Source organism: Brevundimonas sp. Root1423 (assembly GCF_001426805.1).
The window spans coordinates 1-19,092 of the sequence record NZ_LMFL01000047.1 but is presented as its reverse complement, the minus strand read 5'-3'; the positions used below and the strand labels follow the sequence as shown (position 1 = coordinate 19,092).

Annotated in this window: 15 protein-coding genes, 1 tRNA gene and 2 pseudogenes; 8 read left to right on the top strand and 10 right to left on the bottom strand. The window is 69.8% G+C overall.

Features of this window, described 5'->3' with window-relative positions; translation table 11 throughout:
* Together ASD25_RS24735 and ASD25_RS24730 are read left to right on the top strand one after the other, a co-directional pair.
* Window positions 1-787, top strand: a pseudogene (locus ASD25_RS24735) (ribosome biogenesis GTPase Der); the annotation flags it as partial.
* A gap of 79 nt (window positions 788-866) precedes the next feature.
* Complete coding sequence (locus ASD25_RS24730) at window positions 867-1,283, top strand: hypothetical protein (RefSeq protein ID WP_156376931.1); 417 nt, start codon at window positions 867-869, stop codon at window positions 1,281-1,283.
* Here ASD25_RS24730 and ASD25_RS24725 read toward each other — a convergent pair.
* Genes ASD25_RS24725 through radA form a run of 5 tightly spaced genes read right to left on the bottom strand, consistent with a single transcriptional unit; the run spans window position 1,280 to window position 5,979 of the window.
* Window positions 1,280-2,032, bottom strand: a complete 753-nt coding sequence (locus ASD25_RS24725) for an SDR family NAD(P)-dependent oxidoreductase (RefSeq protein ID WP_055829118.1) — start codon at window positions 2,030-2,032, stop codon at window positions 1,280-1,282. The two genes, ASD25_RS24730 and ASD25_RS24725, sit on opposite strands and share 4 nt — an antisense overlap.
* 37 nt (window positions 2,033-2,069) lie before the next feature.
* Window positions 2,070-2,414 carry a VOC family protein gene (locus ASD25_RS24720; RefSeq protein ID WP_055829121.1) on the bottom strand — a complete coding sequence of 115 codons (345 nt, stop codon included), beginning with the start codon at window positions 2,412-2,414 and terminating at the stop codon, window positions 2,070-2,072.
* Between the two features lie 27 nt (window positions 2,415-2,441).
* Entirely contained in the window at window positions 2,442-3,956 is a 1,515-nt protein-coding gene (gene purF / locus ASD25_RS24715) for an amidophosphoribosyltransferase (protein WP_055829124.1), read from the bottom strand.
* A gap of 27 nt (window positions 3,957-3,983) precedes the next feature.
* A complete protein-coding gene (locus tag ASD25_RS24710; RefSeq protein ID WP_055829128.1) occupies window positions 3,984-4,580 on the bottom strand; it encodes a CvpA family protein in 597 nt (198 codons plus the stop codon).
* Window positions 4,581-4,608: 28 nt separating this feature from the next.
* Window positions 4,609-5,979: a DNA repair protein RadA gene (gene radA, locus ASD25_RS24705; protein WP_055829131.1), complete on the bottom strand. Its 1,371-nt coding sequence runs from the start codon at window positions 5,977-5,979 to the stop codon at window positions 4,609-4,611.
* 132 nt (window positions 5,980-6,111) lie between these two features.
* Here radA and ASD25_RS33410 point away from each other — a divergent pair, with 132 nt between their 5' ends.
* Together ASD25_RS33410 and ASD25_RS24695 are read left to right on the top strand one after the other, a co-directional pair.
* Window positions 6,112-6,801: an amidohydrolase family protein gene (locus ASD25_RS33410; RefSeq protein WP_156389470.1), complete on the top strand. Its 690-nt coding sequence runs from the start codon at window positions 6,112-6,114 to the stop codon at window positions 6,799-6,801.
* Complete coding sequence (locus ASD25_RS24695; protein ID WP_369816686.1) at window positions 6,686-7,537, top strand: amidohydrolase family protein; 852 nt, start codon at window positions 6,686-6,688, stop codon at window positions 7,535-7,537. Before ASD25_RS33410 ends, ASD25_RS24695 begins: the two co-directional genes overlap by 116 nt.
* 3 nt (window positions 7,538-7,540) lie before the next feature.
* Here the strand turns inward: ASD25_RS24695 and alr are convergent, their stop codons facing one another.
* The 3 genes from alr to ASD25_RS24680 form a co-directional block, all read right to left on the bottom strand.
* Window positions 7,541-8,575 (bottom strand): alanine racemase, encoded by a 1,035-nt coding sequence (gene alr / locus ASD25_RS24690; RefSeq protein WP_055829136.1) that lies wholly within the window; start codon window positions 8,573-8,575, stop codon window positions 7,541-7,543.
* A 45-nt stretch (window positions 8,576-8,620) separates the two neighbouring features.
* On the bottom strand, window positions 8,621-9,694 hold the full coding sequence (locus ASD25_RS24685) for an ABC transporter ATP-binding protein (RefSeq protein WP_056621441.1): 1,074 nt from the start codon (window positions 9,692-9,694) through the stop codon (window positions 8,621-8,623).
* A gap of 92 nt (window positions 9,695-9,786) precedes the next feature.
* Window positions 9,787-11,994, bottom strand: coding sequence for a DEAD/DEAH box helicase (locus ASD25_RS24680; RefSeq protein ID WP_055829143.1), 2,208 nt, complete (start codon window positions 11,992-11,994; stop codon window positions 9,787-9,789).
* A 187-nt stretch (window positions 11,995-12,181) separates the two neighbouring features.
* Here ASD25_RS24680 and ASD25_RS24675 point away from each other — a divergent pair, with 187 nt between their 5' ends.
* Complete coding sequence (locus ASD25_RS24675; protein WP_162252105.1) at window positions 12,182-14,203, top strand: pre-peptidase C-terminal domain-containing protein; 2,022 nt, start codon at window positions 12,182-12,184, stop codon at window positions 14,201-14,203.
* A 13-nt stretch (window positions 14,204-14,216) separates the two neighbouring features.
* Here the strand turns inward: ASD25_RS24675 and ASD25_RS24670 are convergent.
* Together ASD25_RS24670 and ASD25_RS24665 are read right to left on the bottom strand one after the other, a co-directional pair.
* Window positions 14,217-14,291, bottom strand: a tRNA-Val gene (locus ASD25_RS24670).
* 56 nt (window positions 14,292-14,347) lie between these two features.
* The gene (locus tag ASD25_RS24665; protein WP_055829149.1) at window positions 14,348-15,031 is read right to left on the bottom strand and encodes an HAD hydrolase-like protein; all 684 of its coding nucleotides are present in this window, start codon (window positions 15,029-15,031) and stop codon (window positions 14,348-14,350) included.
* Between the two features lie 66 nt (window positions 15,032-15,097).
* On the opposite strand from ASD25_RS24665, the gene glmU reads away from it, so the two are divergent.
* The 3 genes and pseudogenes from glmU (at window position 15,098) to gor (ending at window position 18,795) form a co-directional block, all read left to right on the top strand.
* The gene (gene glmU / locus ASD25_RS24660; protein ID WP_055829151.1) at window positions 15,098-16,453 is read left to right on the top strand and encodes a bifunctional UDP-N-acetylglucosamine diphosphorylase/glucosamine-1-phosphate N-acetyltransferase GlmU; all 1,356 of its coding nucleotides are present in this window, start codon (window positions 15,098-15,100) and stop codon (window positions 16,451-16,453) included.
* Entirely contained in the window at window positions 16,450-17,136 is a 687-nt protein-coding gene (gene rpiA, locus ASD25_RS24655) for a ribose-5-phosphate isomerase RpiA (RefSeq protein WP_055829155.1), read from the top strand. The genes glmU and rpiA overlap by 4 nt, the downstream gene beginning before the upstream one ends.
* A gap of 277 nt (window positions 17,137-17,413) precedes the next feature.
* Window positions 17,414-18,795, top strand: a pseudogene (gor, locus tag ASD25_RS24650) (glutathione-disulfide reductase).
* Window positions 18,796-19,092: the final 297 nt, after the last annotated feature.

Below are 19,092 nucleotides of genomic sequence, written 5' to 3'. Positions count from 1 at the left end.
GCTGGCCGATCTGGTCGAGCGCGAGGGCCGGGCCCTGGTCTATGTCGCCGCCAAATGGGACCTCGAGACAGAGCCCCAGTCGAAGCTGGCCAAGCTGACCCAGATGGCCGAGGACAAGCTGCCCCAGCTGAAGGGTTCGCCCTTTGTGGCCCTGTCGTCGCACAGCGGCCGCGGCGTCGAGCGCCTGATGCCGGCCGTGCTTCAGGCTCACGCCACCTGGTCGGTCAAGGTCAAGACCAAGGACCTCAACACCTGGCTGGCCCTGGCCACCCAGAGGCATCCGCCCCCCGCCGTCGACGGCAAGCGGATCAAGCCCAAATACATGGCCCAGACCAAGGCCCGGCCGCCGACCTTCGTTCTGATGGCCAGCCGCGCCGAGTCCATGCCGGAGCAGTACAAGCGCTATCTGGTCAACAACCTGCGCGAATCCTTCGATCTGCCGGGCACGCCGATCCGGCTGCTGGTCAAGTCGGGCAGCGAGAACCCCTATGCGCCGGGCGGCTCAAAATCGGGGCCGGAGCGCTACAAGGGCGACGCCAAGACCGCGCCGCGCAAGGTCATCAAGAAGGCCGAGCGGGCCGAGATGCTGTCCAACCTGCCCGGCAAGGCGCTGGAGCAGAAGAAGGCCGGCAAGACCAAGCTCAAGCCGCTGGCCGGGCTGAAGGCCAGCGCCAACAAGAAGGCCGGCTCCTCGGTCGCCGTCCAGAAGGGCGCGCGCGGCGGCGCCCGCCAGGTCTCGCGTTCGGGTCGCGTCCGCACGGGCCAGAAGCACCTGCCGAAGAAGTAGGCCCACCGGTCCCGGCGGCCTGTCTTTGACGCGCCGCCGGAAACGCCGTTACCCTGCCTCAACCTCGGGAGGGTTCCGGATGCTCAGGCTCATATTGTCTATCGTCGTCGGGGTGGCCATCGCCTTCGTCATCGTCATGGCTGGCGACATCCTGTCCCAGTCCATGGCCGCGTCGGCCGGGCCGGCTCCGACCGAAATGACCGACCGCGCGGCGATGGAGGCCTATATGGCCGGTCTGCCGACAGCGGTGTTCATCACCATGCTGGCGACATGGACCGTGGCCGCCTTCGCCGCCGCCGCCTTCGCGGCCCGCTTCGCGCGGCGCGGCGCCTGGGCGGGCTGGGTCGCCGCGGGTCTGTTCCTGTGCGCCACCGCCGCCAACCTGTTCCTGATCCCCCATCCGACGTGGATGGCGATCGCGGGCGTCGTGCTGGTCGTGGCCGCCGGCTGGATCGGCGCCAAGGCGGGTTCGACCGGCTTCCTGCGCGCTGGCTAGATCAGCGCCGCCACCGGCGGCCCGCCGCTCCAGTCCCTGAACTTCACCTCAAGCGCCGGCTCCAGATCGCCGCGCGCCAGCTCGACCATCAGCGGGCCGATGGCAGACGGATGCGGAACCTCCTCCGGGTCCTCGCCCGGATAGGCCTGGGCCCGCATGGCGGTGCGCATCCGGCCCGGATCGACGATGGCCACGCGCACCGGCGTCGACTCGATCTCGTCGGCCCAGCATTTGACCAGCGCCTCCGCGCCCGCCTTGGTCGCCGCATAGGCGCCCCAGAAGGCCTTGGGTGCGCTGGCCACGCTGGTGGTCACATAGATCGCCCGCCCGGCTTCCGACACCTTCAGCAGCGGCTCCAGCGAGCGGATCAGGCGATAGACGGCGGTGAAATTGGTCTTCTCGACCTTGGCCCATACGCGCGGGTCGGCATGGCTGACCGGCGTCAGGCCTGCGGCCCCCATGGTCGCGGCCGCCTGCACCCAGACGTCCAGCCGCCCGAACCGCTCGAAGATGGCCCCGCCCAGCCGGTCGATCGCGCCGCCGTCCACCAGATCGAACGGGATCAGGGTCGCGTGCTTGCCGGTCGCCGCGAAAATGGCGTCGTCCAGCTCCTCCAGCCCGCCCTGGGTCCGCGCCGTGGCGATGACGTGCGCGCCGGCCCGGGCCAGCGCCAGGGCGGTCTCATAGCCGATGCCGCGCGAGGCCCCCACGACGAGGGCGATGCGGTCTTTGAGGGGAAGGTCGGTCATGCCGGGCCTGATAGCCCGCCCGTCGGCCCGGCGAAAGTCAGAAGCCCGGCGCGGGTTGCCACAGGCTGAGGCTGACGCCCTGGTCGTCGCTGATCACGACCGAGCGTCCGGTCGAGCTCTCCGCCGGAACCGCCGCCTTGCCGCCCAGCTCGATCACCCGCGCGCACAGGGCGTCGAGGTCATCGACGCGGAAATACAGATGGGGAAACTGGCCGGGCCGCTCGGCCTTGGTGAAGCCGAACGCCGGCTTGCTGCCGGCGACATGGGCGTAGGTCGGGCCCGACTCGGTCTCGTTGAACGTCCAGCCGAACAGGGCCGAATAGAAGGCGCGCGCCTTGGCGACATCGTGGGTGTCGATGGTGAAATAGCCGAGCTGGACCATGCGACGCCTCCGGTGATCGTGTGAACCTTAAGCGCTGACCAGCAGGGAAAGTTGCCGCGCCGCCACCTCGCGCCCGCCTTCCTCGATCTCGCGATCCAGCAGGCGGGTCGGGTATTCGCCGGTGAAATAGTGGTCCGTGAACTGCGGATTGTGTGGGTCGCGCGGACCCGCCTCCATGGCGTCATACAGGCCGTCGACCGACAGGAAGCCGAGGGAGTCGACCTCGAGGAAGGCCTTCATCTCCTCCAGCGTCTTGTTGGCGGCGATCAGCTGGTCCCGCTCGGGCATGTCAATGCCGTAGAAGTCCGGCCACAGGATCGGCGGACTGGCCGAGCGCAGATGCACCTCGGTCGCGCCCGCCGCGCGGACGGCGCGCACCAGCTTCACCGACGTCGTGCCGCGCACAATGGAATCGTCGATCAGCACGACCCGCTTGCCCTTGAGCACCGAGGCGTTGGGGCTGTGCTTCATCCGCACCCCCTTCTGCCGGGCGCCCTGGCTGGGCTGGATGAAGGTGCGGCCCAGATAGTGGCTGCGGATGATCCCCATCTCATAGGGAATGCCGCTCTCCTGGGCATAGCCCAGCGCCGCCGGCACGCCGGAGTCCGGCACCGGCACGACCACATCGGCCTCGACCGCATGCTCGCGGGCCAGCTTCATGCCCATCCGCTTGCGCACGCCATAGACCGAACGGCCGTTCACGACGCTGTCAGGGCGCGAGAAATAGACGTATTCGAACAGGCAGGGCCGGGCCCCGCGGGTGGGGAAGGGCTTCAGCGACTTCAGCCCCTCGTGGTCGATCACGACCACCTCGCCATGCTCGACGTCGCGCTCGAAGGTCGCGCCTATGGTGTCGAGGGCGCAGGTTTCCGACGCCAGCACCCAGGCCTCGCCCAGACGGCCGAGGACCAGCGGGCGGATGCCCAGCGGGTCGCGGGCGCCGATCAGCTTGGAGCGGGTGGCGCAGACCAGGGCGTAGCCGCCCTCGATCCGGCCGATGGCGTCGATGAAGCGGTCGACGATCTTGGCCTTACGGCTCCGCGCGATCAGGTGAAGGATGACTTCCGAGTCCGAGGTCGACTGGAAGATGGCCCCTTCGCCGACCAGCTGGTTCCGCAGATAGAGGAAATTGGTCAGGTTGCCGTTGTGGGCGATGGCGATGCCGCCCTGGTCCAGATCGGCGAACATCGGCTGGATGTTGCGCAGGAAGCTGCCGCCGGCCGTCGAATAGCGGGTGTGTCCCACGGCCGCCGTGCCCGGCAGACGCTCGGGCAGGTCCGCGCCGCCGAAGGCCTCTCCGACGAGACCCATGTGGCGCTCGGTGTGGAACCGGGTGTCGTGGACGCTGGCGATGCCGCAGGCTTCCTGGCCGCGGTGCTGCAGGGCGTGCAGGCCCAGGGCGACGACGGCCGAGGCCGCATTCTTTTCGGTCCCCCAGACGCCGCAGACGCCGCATTCGAGGCGCGGACGGTCGTCGTCCGCATCGCGGTGATGCGCCCGGTGGACGACCGGGTCGGCGATGGAATGCTCAGGGCGGCTCATCGTGGGGCTCCGATGAAGCGGGGAACGCTAGCGTGCGGCGGACGGCGGCGAAGTATTGTCTCTTTGGGGCGGGGGCAAGGCTTTGTCTTCGGAAAACCCTTTGCTCACGGACGAAGTCACGACCGGGGTCAGGGCGTCGGCGCCCCGGCCGATGCCCGGAAGCACGATCTGGATCAGCCGCGCGGCGCCCGCCGTCACCGGCCGCAGGGCCGCCTCGCTGAGCCAGCGCGGCATCTTCTCGCCCGGCATGGCCGCGACGATGACCAGATGGATGGCCCCCAGCAGCACCAGGGAGCGGGCCGCGCCGATGAAGATGCCGAGGATGCGGTCGACTCCGCCCAGCTGCGGATGCGCCTGCGCCCGCTTCGACAGGATCGAGCCGAACAGCCGGATGCCGAAATAGATCGCCAGGAAGGAAACCACGGCCGCCGCCATGGTCCCCATCCAGTCCGGATTGACCAGGGCGCGTCCCAGCGGCGCCGTCAGCGGCAGGGCGACCAGGGCGATGAAGGCCGCCAGCACGAAGCTCAGCAGGGTGATCAGCTCGCGCGTGCCCCCGCGCACCCAGCCGGCCGCGGCGGAGGCGAGGATGACCAGAATGGCGATAACGTCGAAACCGGTCATGCGCGCTCGAACTGAAGTCGGTCCGACCTCAATAGCGGTTTTGCGAGATTCGTTCGACCGCTTCGGTCAATCGCGTGACGGAGGTCACCTTGACCCCCTTGTCCTTCACCGTCAGCGGCGGCGTCAGGGCCTGGTCGAAGCCCAGCTTCTGGGCCTCGCGCAGCCGCGCCTCGGCCCGGCCCACCGCCCGCACCTCGCCGGACAGGCTGATCTCGCCGAACACGACGCAGCCCTGGGGCAGGGGGGTGTCGGTCGCCGAACTGATCAGGGCCGCGGCGGCCGCCAGATCCGCCGCCGGCTCATTGATGCGCAGGCCCCCGGCGACGTTCAGATAGACGTCCTGGTCTCCGAACCCGAAGCCGCAGCGCGCCTCCAGCACGGCCAGCACCATGGCCAGCCGCCCGGTGTCCCAGCCGACCACCGCCCGGCGCGGCGTGCCGTAGGCCGATTTCGACACCAGCGCCTGCATCTCCACCAGCACGGGCCGCGAGCCCTCGATGCCGGCGAACACCGCCGCCCCCGGGGCTCGGTCCCGGCCCTCGCCGAGGAACAGGGCCGACGGATTGGCGACCTCGCGCAGACCCGCGTCGCCCATCTCGAACACGCCGATCTCGTCGGTGGCCCCGAAGCGGTTCTTGCCGGCCCTCAGGATGCGGAACGGATAGCCGCGCTCGCCCTCGAAGCTCAGCACGGCGTCGACCATATGCTCGACCACGCGCGGTCCCGCGACCTGGCCGTCCTTGGTCACATGGCCGACCAGGACCACCGCCACGCCCTGCGACTTGGCCAGCCGCACCATCTCGCCGGCGCAGGCCCGCACCTGGGTCACGGAGCCCGGTCCGGCCTCATGGGCGTCGGACCACAGGGTCTGGATGGAATCGACGATGACGATGTCGAATTTCTCGCGCTTCAGCGTCCCCAGGATGTCCCGCAGCGCCGTGGCCGAGGCCAGTTCCACGGGCGCCGTCTCCAGCCCCATCCGTCTGGCCCGGGCGCGGATCTGTTCGACGGCTTCCTCGCCCGAAATATAGGCCACGCGCCGCCCCGACAGGGCCGCGCGCCCGGCCACGTCCAGCAGCAGGGTCGACTTGCCGACGCCGGGATCGCCGCTCAGCAGGATCGCCGACCCCGGCACCACCCCGCCGCCGCAGACCCGGTCGAATTCGGCCACGCCGGTGATGATGCGCGGCGGCTCGGGCGTCTCGGACTGCAGCCCCTCGAACTGCACGCCCCGCCCGCGCCCGGCCGCGCTGGTCGCCGGCTTCATCGCCCCCGGCGGCGCCGCGCGGCTCTCCTCGACGATCGAGTTCCACTGACCGCACGCCCCGCACTGGCCGGACCACTTGCCGTGGACCGCCCCGCAGGACTGACAAACATAGATCGCACCGTCTCTCGCCATGCCTCCGGCTTACAGGAGTCGCGCGCGGCGGGGCAGGGGGCAGGCGAGGGGGTGCGTCCGGAATTGACGTAGGCTCTCCGGTTGCCCGGGCGACTGCTCCATGCAAGCTTCGCCGACCCTGGGGAGAACACCATGCTGCACCGTCTGGCCGCCGCCGCCCTCGCTCTCACGCTGGGCCTCGCGGCGCCCGCCCGCGCCGACACCCTGGTGGTCACCGCCGCCCGCATGGTCGATGTCGAGCGCGGCCGCTATGTCGACAATCCCGTCGTCGTGGTCGTCGACGGACGCATCACCGCGGTCGGGACCGCCGTCCCGGCGAACCTGCCCGCCGACGCCCGCCGTCTCGACCTGCCGGGCCTGACCCTGCTGCCCGGCCTGATCGACATGCACGTCCATCTGGCCGGCACSCCCTATGTCTCSGGCTTCAMGGTKCTGGAGTACGCCGACGATTTCGAGACGGTSCTYCAGGTCCCCAACGCCCGCGCCAATCTGATGGCSGGCTTCACCACGGTGCGGAATCTCGGCGGCCCCGACTTCGCCGACGTCGCCCTGCGTCAGGCCATCGACGCGGGCTTCATCGAGGGCGCTTCATCGAGGGCATGCAGTTCGTCGATCAGCCCGAGCCGCAGCCAATCTGATGGCGGGCTTCACCACGGTGCGGAATCTCGGCGGCCCCGACTTCGCCGACGTCGCCCTGCGTCAGGCCATCGACGCCGGCTTCGTCGAGGGGCCGCGCGTCATCCCGGCGGGCGTCTCGTTCGGCGCCACCGGCGGCCATTGCGACGAGACCGGCCTGCCGCGCTCGCTGGCCCGGGCCAATGACTACAACGCCGACAGCGTCGACGCCGCCCGCCACAGCGTGCGCGAGGTGCGCAAATACGGGGCCCAGGTGATCAAGGTCTGCGCCACCGGCGGCGTCTTCTCGCGCAACACCGAGCCSGGCCAGCAGCAGATGACCCTGGCCGAACTGACCGCCGTGGCCGACGAGGCGCATATGTGGGGGCTGAAGGTCGCCGCCCATGCCCACGGCGCCTCGGGCATCGCCGACGCCATCCGCGCCGGCATCGACACCATCGAACACGCCTCGCTGATCGACGCCGAGGGCATCCGTCTGGCGGTCCAGCGCGGGACCTGGCTGTCGATGGACATCTACAACACCGACTTCACCCAGGCGACGGGCACGGAGTTCGGGGTCACCGAGGACAATCTGCGCAAGGACCGCGAGATCGGCCAGTTGCAGCGCGACAATTTCCGCGCCGCCCACCGCGCCGGGGCCCGGATGGTGTTCGGCAGCGACGCCGCCATCTATCCGCACGGCCAGAACGCCCGGCAGTTCGCCGTCATGGTCGAATACGGCATGACCCCCGCCGAAGCGATCCGCGCCGCCACCTGGAACGCCGCCCAGGCCCTGGGCCGGGAAGGGGATGTCGGCGCCATCGTCACGGGCCGCTACGGCGACCTGATCGCCGTCTCCGGCGACCCGCTGGCGGACGTGCGGATGCTGGAAACCGTGCCCGTGGTGATCAAGGGCGGAGCGGTGGTCCGGGACGCGCGCTGAGTTTCAGACGCAGACGCGGGGAACCCGCGCCGTGACCGAGGTCAGCAGCTCATAGGCGATGGTCCCCGCCGCGCCGGCCGCGTCGTCCAGCGCCCGGTTGGGGCCGAACAGCTCGACCCGGTCGCCCACCACGACATCCAGACCGGTGACGTCGACGGCGCAGACATCCATCGACACCCGTCCCAGGATCGGTCGCAGTTCGCCCGCGACAAAGACCAGACCCCTGGGGCTGTAAGCCCGCAGCACGCCGTCGGCGTAACCCGCGGCGCAGGTGGCGATCCGCGTCGGCCCGCTCGCCACGAAGCCGCGCGAATAGCCGACGCTCTCGCCCGCCGGAACCTCGCGCACCTGCAGCACCTCGGCGGCCAAGGTCGCCACCGGCCTGATCCGCGCGTCCGGCCGTCCCTCGGGCCCGCCGCCGTACAGGCAGATGCCGGGCCGCAGGGCGTCGAAGGCATAGTCGGGGCCCAGGAAGGCCCCGCCCGAATTGGCGAACGACCGCACCGTTCCCGGATAGCGCGCGGCCGCCGCCGCGAAGGCGGCCCGCTGCCGCGCGTTCATCGGCTCGGCCGGATCGTCGGCGCAGGCCAGATGGCTCAGCACCAGATCCAGCCCCTCGAAGGCGTCCGGCGCGTCCTCGACGCGGAAGCCCAGCCGGTTCATCCCGGTGTCGATCTGCAGCCCGGAGGGGCCGCCGCCGGAGTCCCGCCATTCGGCCAGCTGCGCGCCGGTGTTCAAGACCGGCTTCAGCCCGGCCGCCCGCAACCGCGCCGCCCGTCCGGTCAGGCATCCGTCCAGCACATAGATGGCGACATCGGGACCGAGCGCGGCGCGCAACCGCTCCCCCTCGCTGGTCCGCGCCACGAAAAAGGTCCGCGCCCCCTCGGCTGTCAGCCGCGCGGCGCAGGCCGCGGCGCCCAGTCCATAGCTGTCGGCCTTGACCACCGGATGCACGGGCGCGCGCCCGGCCGCCTCCAGGGTATGGAAGTTCGCGGCGAGTGCATTCAGGTCGATGGTCAGGGTGGCGGGCGCCGGCATCCCGCCATCTATGGCGACCCGCTTGTGCGATGCAACAAGCGGCGCCTAAAGCCGGGCGAAGGCCTCGCCCTCGGCGTCGAACAGATGCGCCTGGTCCGCGGGGACCTTCAGGCTCAGGGTCTCGCCCGCCGCGGGCCGCACATCGCCCGGCAACAGCACTGTCACCGGCGCCTCCCCCGCCGTCAGATAGGCGTAGGTGGCGTGGCCCAGGGTCTCGACGAAGGTCACGGCGGCCCGGATCGCATCGCCCTTGCCCGCCGTCGTCAGATGCTCGGGCCGTACGCCGAGCGTGACCGTGTCGCCGGCCCTGGCCCGGGCCGCGTTGACCGCCACCTTCAGCGTTTCGCCCGCCGCGGTCCGCACCGTCGCACCTTTCGCCGTGGCGCTGACGATCTCGGCGGGCAGCAGGTTCATCTTCGGGCTGCCGATGAACTCGGCGACGAAGAGGTTGCGCGGCCGTTCGTACAGATCCATCGGCTTGCCGACCTGTTCGATCCGCCCGGCGTTCAGCACCACGATGCGATCGGCCAGGGTCATGGCCTCGACCTGGTCGTGGGTGACATAGACCATGGTCGTTTTCAGCCGCTCGTGGAGGCTGGCGAACTCRTAGCGCATCCGCACCCGCAGGGCGGCGTCGAGGTTGGACAGSGGCTCGTCGAACAGGAASACCTGCGGYTCGCGCACGATGGCCCGGCCGATGGCGACSCGYTGMCKCTGSCCGCCKGACAGGGCCTTGGGCTTGCGGTCCAGATAGTCGGTGATGTTCAGCGTYTCGGCCGCGCCGCGCACGCGCCGGTCGATCTCGGCCTTGTCGGCCTTCGCTCCGAACGCCATGTTCTCGTAGACGCTCATGTGCGGATAGAGGGCGTAGGACTGGAACACCATGGCGATGCCCCGGTCGGACGGGCCCAGGTCGTTGACGACCTTGCCGCCGATGGCGATGTCGCCCCCGGTCGCCTCCTCCAGACCGGCGATGGTGCGCAGAAGCGTGGACTTGCCGCAGCCCGACGGCCCGACGAAGACCACGAACTCGCCGTCCGTGATCTGCAGATCGATGCCCTTGAGAACCTCGGTGGTCCCGAAGCTCTTGGTCACGCCGGTCAGCCTGACGTCCGCCATATGTTTCCTGCCCGCAGCTTCTTGTTTTGCAGTCACCGTAAACGGTTACAGGAGCGGATCAATCCTCGGCTCGGGGAGCCGAAGGGCAGGGGTCAGCGGGGTGTCTTGCCCTTGTAAGGCGCCCTGGCCTCGGCAGGCTTGCCGCGCGCGTCCCTGGCCGCCCACGGACGGTCGCCGCCCTTGGGCTTGCCCTTCCACGGCTTGTCGCCGGCGGCGGCCGGAGCAGCCTCGGCGTCGGAGCGCGGCGTCCAGGGCGTCTTGCCCTCGACCGGGGGCTTCTTCACCCACGGCTTCTTGCCCTCGGGCGTCGGATCGTTCGGGGTGCGCTTGACCCAGGGCTTCTTGCCCTCGGCGGCCGGAGCAGGGGCCTCGTCGCGCTTCACCCACGGCTTCTTGTCGGGCTGCGGGCGGTCCTCGCGGGCCTTCCAGGCCGGCTTGTCGCCGGTGTCCTCGCGCTTGACCCAGGGCTTCTTGCCTTCAGCGGCAGGCGCGGCGTCGTCGCGTTTGACCCACGGCTTCTTGGCGCCCTCGGAACGGTCCTCGCGCGGCTTCCAGGCCGGCTTGTCGCCGCCTTCCTCGCGCTTGGCCCACGGCTTCCTGTCGGGGCGGTCGCCGCCGGCGGGCTTCTTGTCCCAGCGGCTGACGGGCTTCTCCTGCGGACCCGGCTTCACGGCCGGATCGATCTTGACGCCTTCCTCGAGGCCCAGGGCGATGGCGGCCTCGAACTTGGCCTGCATCTCCTGGGTGATCTCGAACTTGGTCTCGCGTTCGAAGATCTTGATCGAGCCGATGTCGCGCTTGGTGACGTGGCCCAGACGGCAGATGGTCGGCATCAGCCATTTCGGGTCGGCGTTCTTGTCGCGGCCGATGTTGATCCGGTACCAGACCATGTCGCCGCCGCGGGCGAAGTCCGTGTACGGAACATCGGGCTGGCCCTTGTCGTTCTTGCCGGTCTCCTGCTGGCGCTTCATGCGGTCGTCGTCATAGACGTCTTCCGGCGCCGGCAGCTTCTGCTGGTACAGGCGGATCAGGGCGGCCGCGATCTGCTCCGGCGTGCTCTTCTCCAGCAGCTGCCGGCCCAGGGCCAGCGTGTCCTCGTCCTCGACCGGCGCGGTCAGGACGGGATCGGCCAGCATGCGCTTGCGGTCGTTCTCGAGGATCATGTCCGCCGAGGGCGGGCCCGACCATTCGGCCTTGATCGAGGCGGATTGCAGCATCAGCTCGACCTTGCGGCGGCGCGTATAGCTGACCAGCAGGACCGAGACGCCCTTCTTGCCCGCGCGGCCCGTACGGCCCGAACGGTGCAGCAGGCCGGCCTTGTTGACCGGGATCTCGGCGTGGATGACCAGGCCCAGATCGGGCAGGTCGAGGCCGCGGGCGGCCACGTCCGTGGCCACGCAGACCCGGGCGTGTCCGTCGCGCAGGGCCTGCAGCGCTTCCGAGCGCTGGCTCTGGGTCAGTTCGCCCGACAGGCCGACGACCGAGAAGCCGCGCTCGCGCAAGCTCGACGTCAGATGCTTCACCCGCTCGCGCGTATTGGCGAACACCAGGGCGCCGGGGGCCTCGAAATAGCGAAGCACGTTGACGACGGCCAGTTCGACCTCGTTCGGTGCGACGCGGATTGCCTTGTATTCGATGTCGGCGTGCGAGGCGTTGCCGGCCACGGTGTCGATGCGCAGCGCGTTCTTCTGATAGGTCTTGGCCAACTGCACGATGTCGCGCGCCAGCGTCGCCGAGAACAGCAGGGTCCGGCGCTCGGCCGGGGCGGCGTCGAGGATGAAGGTCAGGTCTTCCTGGAAGCCCATGTCCAGCATCTCGTCGGCCTCATCCAGCACCACGGCCTTCAGGGTCGACAGGTCCAGCGAGCCGCGCTCGACGTGGTCGCGCAAACGGCCCGGGGTGCCGACGACGATGTGACAGCCGCGGTTCAGGGCCTGACGCTCGACCTTGGGGTCCATGCCGCCGACGCAGGAGACGATTCGCGCGCCGGTCTGTGCGTACAGCCACTGAAGCTCGTTCGAGACCTGCAGCGCCAATTCACGGGTCGGGGCGATGACCAGGGCCACCGGCGCGCCGTACTCGGCGAATTTCTCGGCCTCGCCCAGCAGGGTGGGGGCCAGGGCCAGGCCGAAGGCGACGGTCTTGCCCGAACCGGTCTGGGCGCTGACCAGCAGGTCGCGGCCCGAGCCGTCCTCGTTCGGTGCGGCGTCCAGAACGGCGGACTGGACCGGCGTCGGCTCGGCATAGCCGCGTTCGGAAAGGGCGCGATCAAGCGCGGGATGACTGGCGGGGAAAGGCATGGGCAGTCCGTAAGGCGCCAACGCGGCGCGCGCCAGTCTCGCCCCGGGGAAGGGGCGACCGGCGAAGGGCGGGGTGTGTGCGCCCGGAACAAGGCCGAAGGGTGGCCCTGCCTGTTTCGGACCTCAGCGAATGACCGCTGACAGACCGTCGTTTCGCGGGCAGAGTGCCCTTTCGGGGGATCTCATGTTGAAAACCATACTCGCCGCCACCACCGCCCTGACGCTCGCCTCCATGACCGGCGTCGCCTGGGCGCAGGAGTTGACCCCGCCGCAGAGGCCGGTCGGGAGCCGGCCGGCCTCGCAACAGACGCCGGGGCCGGGCGCACAGGGCGCGGTCGCACTGACCAGCGGGCGGCCCGTTCGCGGCCAGCTGGCGCGGGGCGACGACACCCTGCAGAGCGGCGAATACGCCGACGAATTCACATTCACGGTTCGACGCGGCCAGACCTATGAGCTCACGCTCTCGTCTTCGGCCTTCGATCCCTATCTGCTGGTGCGGGGGCCCGGCGGGCTCAGCGAAGACAATGATGACGATCCGGCCGCGCGCGGCTCGCACGACAGCCGGATTCGCTTCACCGCCCCGGCCAATGGCCAGGTCGAGGTCTCGGCGACCAGCTATGAGCCCGGCGAGACGGGGGCCTACACCCTGACGCTGGGCGGCGCCGCGGCGCCGGCCGCGTCGTCACAGGCCGCCGCCACGACCCCGGACCGCCCCGTTCGCCTCGGCCAGACGCTGGATGGCCGGCTCGCCGCGGGCGACCGCCAGCTCGACAGCGGCGAGTACATCAACAGCTATGTGCTGCGCGGGCGCCGCGGACAAACGCTGGACCTTCGGCTGACCTCGACGGCCTTCGATCCCTATGTCGGCATCAGCGGCCCCGGCGGCTTCTCGGCCTTCAACGACGACGACCCCGCCGTGACCGACGGGCGCAACAGCCGTCTGGTCGTGACCCTTCCTGCCGATGGCGACTATCGCATCACCGCCACCAGCTACGCCTCGGGCGAACAGGGGAGCTACCGGCTGGCGGTGCTGGACGGAGCCGGGGCCGCGACGCCGCCCCCGGCCGCAGTGCGCCCGTCCGAACGCGCTTCGGCCAACGGCGGGATCACCATTGGCCAGACCGTCAGCGGCTCCCTCGACGCGGGCGACGACACTCTGGATTCGGGCGAATACGTCGACAGTTTCCGCTTCACGGGCCGTCGCGGCCAGCGCGTGGCGGTGGAGCTGACCTCCTCGGCCTTCGACGCCTACACCATCCTCAGGACCCCGTCGGGGGACCAGCAGGAGAATGACGACGCCCGCGACGGCGGACACGACAGCCGGCTCGACACCGTCCTGGCCGAGGACGGCGAATACGAGGTCATGGTCACCTCCTACGCCCCCGGCGAGACCGGCTCATACCGCTTCAGCGTCAGCCCCAGCCTCGGCTCGCCGCGGCAGGCCTCCGTGCAGGGCGGGGCGCGGGTGTTCGCGGTCATGGTCGGGGTGTCCGACTACGGCGGGGCGCAAAGTCCCCTTGAGTTCACCGACGAGGACGCCCGCAAACTGGCCGAAACCCTGCGCGCGGACGGGTCGCTGAACGACGCCAGCCTGGTGCTGACAAACGCCGAGGCCACGGTCGCCGGCGTGCGCCGCGCCTTCGCCAGCGTCGCCGCCCAGGCGGGACCGCAGGACACCTTCCTGTTCTTCTTCTCGGGCCACGGCGACCAGTCGGACGCAGCGGTCAGCGGGCTGGAGCCGGATGGCAAGTCCGAATCCATCGTGCTGCGCGACGGCCAGATCAGCGACACCGAAATGGCCCGGCTGTTCGGCTCCCTGCGCACCCGGCTGTCGCTGCTGGTGATCGATTCCTGCTTCTCGGGCGGCTTCGCCCGCAACGTCGTCGATCGGCCCGGCGTGATGGGGCTGTTCAGCTCGGAAGAGGACCTGACCAGCGCCGTGGCCGACAAATTCCAGGCCGGGGGCTATCTGTCCCACTTCCTGCGCGCGGGCATGGGCGGCGAGGCCGACGGAGACGGCGACCGGCTGGTGACCGCCGGCGAGCTCACCACCTATCTGCGCCGCCAGTTCCGGGAACAGGTCGAGAACGTCGAATCCGAGACCCAGGACGGCCAGCGCAACTACCAGAACCTCGTCGTCGACCGGGGCGGGGTGCAGATCGACGACGTGATCGTGCGGCTGCCGGCGGCGGCGGCTGGGGCTCAATAATCTGGAAGGGTGATGGTGGATGCGACAGGGATTGAACCTGTGACCCCCTCGGTGTGAACGAGGTGCTCTCCCGCTGAGCTACGCATCCATCAATCGCGGAGGCGGCGACATAGCCCGGGCTTTGGCGCCACGCAAGACGTCAGATCAGGCGATCAATCGGCTGATCGTGGCGTGAAGCTCGTCGAAATGGGCGATCACGGCGTCCGCGCCCAGCTCGGCGGCCGGGATGTCGGTATAGCCGAAGGTCGTCAGGATGCAGGGCACGCCGGTCGCGCGGGCGGCGTCCAGATCGGTGATGCTGTCGCCAACCATGATGGCCCGGACGGGGTCGCCGCCGGCCAGGAGCACCGTCTCGCGGATATGGGCCGCGTGCGGCTTCTTCGCCGACACCGACTGCGGCCCGCAGATGACGGCGAACCGGTCGGACAGGCCGATGGCGTCGAACAGGGCGACGGCCAGATCTGTGGGCTTGTTCGTCGCCACACACAGGATGGCGCCCCGCGCCGCCAGATGGTCCAGCGCCTCGACCGATCCCGGATAGGCCGTGCTGTGGTCGGCGATATGTTCGAGATAGTCCGCGAGGAAGGCCTTGAGCAGGGCCGGGGAGGCGGCTTCATCCCAATGGGCGCCCGCCGCCTCGAACCCGCGCTTCAGCAGGGCGACGGCGCCGTGGCCGATCAGGTTGCGGGCCGCCTCGAGCGGGACGGGCGGCAGATCCTGCTGCGCCAGCAGCCGGTTCAGCGTCCCCACCAGGTCAGGGGCCGTCTCCACCAGCGTCCCGTCCAGATCGAAGGCCAGGGTCCAGCCTTCGAGGTCGCGCGTCGTCATTGGCGTCTCCCGCCGGCCGCCGTGATGGGCTAGACCGCTGGCGACGACTAGCCGCCGGACCGATTCATGACCAGCACCGCCCATCCGAGAGCCGCCATCATCCTCGCCGCCGGCCAGGGAACGCGGATGAAATCGGCCCTGCCCAAGGTGCTGCACCCGGTCGGCGGCCGCGCCATGCTGGACCACGCCATCGACGCCGCCGAGGCCCTTGGCTGCGAGCGGATCGTGGTGGTGGTCGGCGCCCATTCGCCCGAGGTGCGCGACCATGTGGTCAAGCGGCTGGGCGAGGACGCCATCGCCGTCCAGGACCCGCCGCTGGGCACCGGCCACGCGGTCCGCGCCGCCGAGGCCGTGCTCGGCGACTTCGTTGGCCAGGTCGTCATCACCTATGGCGACGTACCCCTGCTGCGCGCCGCCGACATCGAGCCCGTCTTCGCCGCCCATGAGGGCGTCACGGTGATCGGTTTCGAGGCCCGCGACCCGGGCGCCTACGGCCGGCTGGTCATGGAGGGCGACACGCTCGCCGCCATCACCGAGGCCAAGGAGGCCTCGGCGGAAGTGCTGGCGCTGACCGCCTGCAACTCGGGCGTCATGGCCGCGCCGGTCGGCCTGCTGTTCGAACTGCTGGCCGAGGTGAAGAACGACAACGCCAAGGGCGAATTCTATCTCACCGACGTGGTCGAACTGGCCCGCAGGCGCGGCGCCCCGACGCGCGCCGTCTTCGCCGACGAGGACGCCGTCATGGGCGTCAACGCCCAGGGCGAGCTGGCCGTGGCCGAGGCCCTGTTCCAGAAGGTCCAGCGCGAGACCTTCCTCGCCGCCGGGGTCACCATGCCGGCGCCCGAGACGGTGCATTTCTCGTTCGACACCGAGGTGGGCGGCGGAACCACCATCGAGCCCTATGTCGTGTTCGGTCCGGGCGCAAAGATCGCCTCCGGCGCCCGCATCCGCAGCTTCAGCCATATCGAGGGCGCGACGATCGCCACGGGCGCCGAGGTCGGCCCCTACGCCCGCCTGCGGCCCGGCGCGGATCTGGGCGAGGGCGCGAAGGTCGGAAACTTCGTCGAGGTGAAGAACGTCCGTATGGGCAAGGGCGCCAAGGCCAACCACCTGGCCTATCTGGGCGACGGCGAGGTGGGGGCGAAGGCCAACATCGGCGCGGGCGTGATCTTCTGCAACTACGACGGCTTCTTCAAACACCGCACGACGGTGGGCGAGGGGGCCTTCGTCGGCTCCAACAGTTCGCTGGTGGCCCCGGTGACCATCGGCGCGGGCGCCATGGTCGGGTCGGGCTCGGTGATCACCCGGGACGTGGCGCCGGGCGATCTGGCGCTGGCGCGGGGCGAGCAGTCGGCCAAGACCGGCTGGGCCGCGCGCTTCATGGAAAAGATGCGGGCGAAGAAGGTGTTGAAATCGAAATGAGCGCGGACGATCAGAAACGCCGGTCGGGCGAGGCCGCCGCCCTCCGGGTCGAGGCCGGCATGGTCGTCGGCCTCGGCACCGGCTCCACCGCCGCCTGGTTCGTCAAGGCGCTGGCCGCCCGGAACCTGGCCGGCCTGCGGTGCGTGCCGACCTCGGAGGCGACGGCCGAACTGGCGCGCGACCTGGGACTGACGCTGTCGACGCTTGAGGACACGCCGCGCATCGACCTGACCGTCGACGGCGCCGACGAGATCGGTCCCGGGCTGGCCCTGATCAAGGGCGGCGGCGCGGCCCTGCTGCGCGAGAAGCTGGTCTGGGAGGCGTCCTCCCGCTGCATCGTCATCGCCGACAGCGCCAAGGTGGTGAAGACCCTGGGCGCCTTCGCCCTGCCGATCGAGGTCGTCGCATTCGGTCACAAGACCACGGCCAACCGCATCGCCGACGTGCTGTCCGATCACGACATCGCCATGCCGGCGCGCGTGCGCACCGCCGAGCGCGGACTGGTCCGCACCGACGGCGGCAATCTGATCTATGACGCGAAATGTGGAGCCATCCATGATCCGGTCCGCCTGGCCGACGACCTCAAGCTGATCACGGGCGTCGTCGAGCACGGCCTGTTCCTCGATCTGGCCGATGAGGCGATCATCGGTGGGGATGACGGGGTAGAGGTTCTCGCGCCTTGAGACGGGGCTCGGTCCGGCTGGACCTGCCGTGCTTTATGGCTCTCAACACGCCATGGTGGCTGGCGCGCGCCAACTTCGTGACCTGGCTTTCCGCGATCCCCCTTGCCCTGGTCGGGTACCGCTGGCCGCTGCTCCCGTTCATGGCGTGCGTCGCGTTTAACTTCGTCTGGGGGTACCGGGCATGGAGGGCGGCGGGGCGACCGGCGATTGACGAGCCGCCAAGCCTAGTATTTCGAGCGGGCCTGCTTAAGTCGCTCTGGCCACCACGGGACAGCAAATGAGCCAGTACGACTACGACCTCTTCGTCATCGGCGCCGGCTCGGGCGGGGTGCGCGCGGCGCGGCTGACGGCGCTGGGCGGCAAGCGCGTCGCCATCGCCGAGGAGTTCCGGGTCGGGGGCACCTGCGTGATCCGCGGCTGCGTGCCGAAGAAATTCATGGTCATGGCCTCGGACTTCGCCCACCAGTTCCATACGGCCGAGGGCTATGGCTGGACCGTCGACGCCAGCTTCGACTGGCCCAAATTCATCCAGGCCAAGGATGTCGAGATCGCCCGCCTGTCGGGCATCTACGCCGCCAACCTCGGCAAGGCGGGCGTCGACCTGATCCACGGCCGCGCGGTGCTGAAGGACGCCCACACCGTCGAGATCGTCGGCAAGGACCAGACGATCACGGCGGAGAAGATCCTCATCGCCACCGGCGGCCGCCCGTGGATGCCCCGCAAGAGGTGCCCGGCATCGAGCACGCCATCTCCTCGGAGGAGGCCTTCCACCTGCCGGAGCTGCCCAAGCGCATCCTGATCGCGGGCGGCGGCTACATCGCGGTGGAGTTCGCCGGCATCTTCGCCGGGCTCGGGGTCGAGACCACCCTGATCTATCGCGGCCCCAACATCCTGCGCGGCTTCGACGACGACGTCCGCGCCCATCTGGCCGGCGAGATCGAGAAGCGCGGCATCAAGGTCATTCTGGGTTGTCAGCATTCGGCCATCGAGAAGACGGCGACCGGGCTGCTGAACAAGCTCGAGAACGGGCATGAGATCGAGACCGACGTGGTCATGTTCGCCACCGGCCGCGTTCCGCATGTGAAGGATCTCGGGCTCGAGGCGGCCGGCGTGAGCCTGAACGACAAGGGCGCGATCCAGGTCGACACGCTGTCGAAGACGACCGCCGACAACATCTGGGCCATCGGCGACGTCACCGACCGGATGAACCTGACTCCGGTCGCCATCCGCGAGGCCGTGGCCTTCCACGAGACCGTCTACCGCAACAACCCTCAGCATTTCGACTATGAGGCGGTCGCCACCGCCGTGTTCAGCCAGCCGCCGGTCGGCACGGTGGGTCTGTCCGAGAGCGAGGCGCGGCATTCGTGCCCGGGCGCCGTCGATGTCTATGTCACCCGCTTCCGGCCGATGAAATACGCCTTCACCGGCTCGGACGAGCGGATGCTGATGAAGCTGGTGGTCGACGCCGAGAGCCAGAAGGTCGTCGGCGTCCACATCGTCGGCCCCGAGGCGCCGGAAATGATCCAGCTGGCCGCCATCGCCGTGAAGGCCGGCCTGACCAAGGCCCAGTGGGACGCCACCTGCGCGGTCCACCCGACCATGGCCGAGGAACTGGTCACGCTGAAGGAAAAGCAGTCCACCGACACCTCGGCGGGGTAGGGACGTCCAATACTGACGTACCGGTCTGTCGGTCTGCCGCGATAGCTCGGGGCTGAGCTCGAGGAACAGGCGAGGTGGCGGGCATCGGATGAGACTCATGAGACTGCTTTTTCTCACCGGCGCGGGCTCTCGCGCGCGCCGGACAGACGCCTGCGACACGGCCTTCGTTGTCCCGGGCGGTGCGAGCGCCTATCCTTAGGGCATGAGTACGCGCTGGACCCCCGATAGCTGGAGACAAAAACCCGTCGTGCAGAACCCGTCGTGCAACGGACCGGCGATCATCACCGCGCCCCCGCC

What these genes read in the sequence shown, in the direction of transcription:
- ASD25_RS24730 (WP_156376931.1), top strand. Translation starts at nt 867, where the DNA reads ATGCTCAGGCTCATATTGTCTATCGTCGTCGGGGTGGCCATCGCCTTC.
- ASD25_RS24725 (WP_055829118.1), bottom strand. Translation starts at nt 2,032, where the DNA reads ATGACCGACCTTCCCCTCAAAGACCGCATCGCCCTCGTCGTGGGGGCC.
- ASD25_RS24720 (WP_055829121.1), bottom strand. Translation starts at nt 2,414, where the DNA reads ATGGTCCAGCTCGGCTATTTCACCATCGACACCCACGATGTCGCCAAG.
- purF (WP_055829124.1), bottom strand. Translation starts at nt 3,956, where the DNA reads ATGAGCCGCCCTGAGCATTCCATCGCCGACCCGGTCGTCCACCGGGCG.
- ASD25_RS24710 (WP_055829128.1), bottom strand. Translation starts at nt 4,580, where the DNA reads ATGACCGGTTTCGACGTTATCGCCATTCTGGTCATCCTCGCCTCCGCC.
- radA (WP_055829131.1), bottom strand. Translation starts at nt 5,979, where the DNA reads ATGGCGAGAGACGGTGCGATCTATGTTTGTCAGTCCTGCGGGGCGGTC.
- alr (WP_055829136.1), bottom strand. Translation starts at nt 8,575, where the DNA reads ATGCCGGCGCCCGCCACCCTGACCATCGACCTGAATGCACTCGCCGCG.
- ASD25_RS24680 (WP_055829143.1), bottom strand. Translation starts at nt 11,994, where the DNA reads ATGCCTTTCCCCGCCAGTCATCCCGCGCTTGATCGCGCCCTTTCCGAA.
- ASD25_RS24665 (WP_055829149.1), bottom strand. Translation starts at nt 15,031, where the DNA reads ATGACGACGCGCGACCTCGAAGGCTGGACCCTGGCCTTCGATCTGGAC.
- glmU (WP_055829151.1), top strand. Translation starts at nt 15,098, where the DNA reads ATGACCAGCACCGCCCATCCGAGAGCCGCCATCATCCTCGCCGCCGGC.
- rpiA (WP_055829155.1), top strand. Translation starts at nt 16,450, where the DNA reads ATGAGCGCGGACGATCAGAAACGCCGGTCGGGCGAGGCCGCCGCCCTC.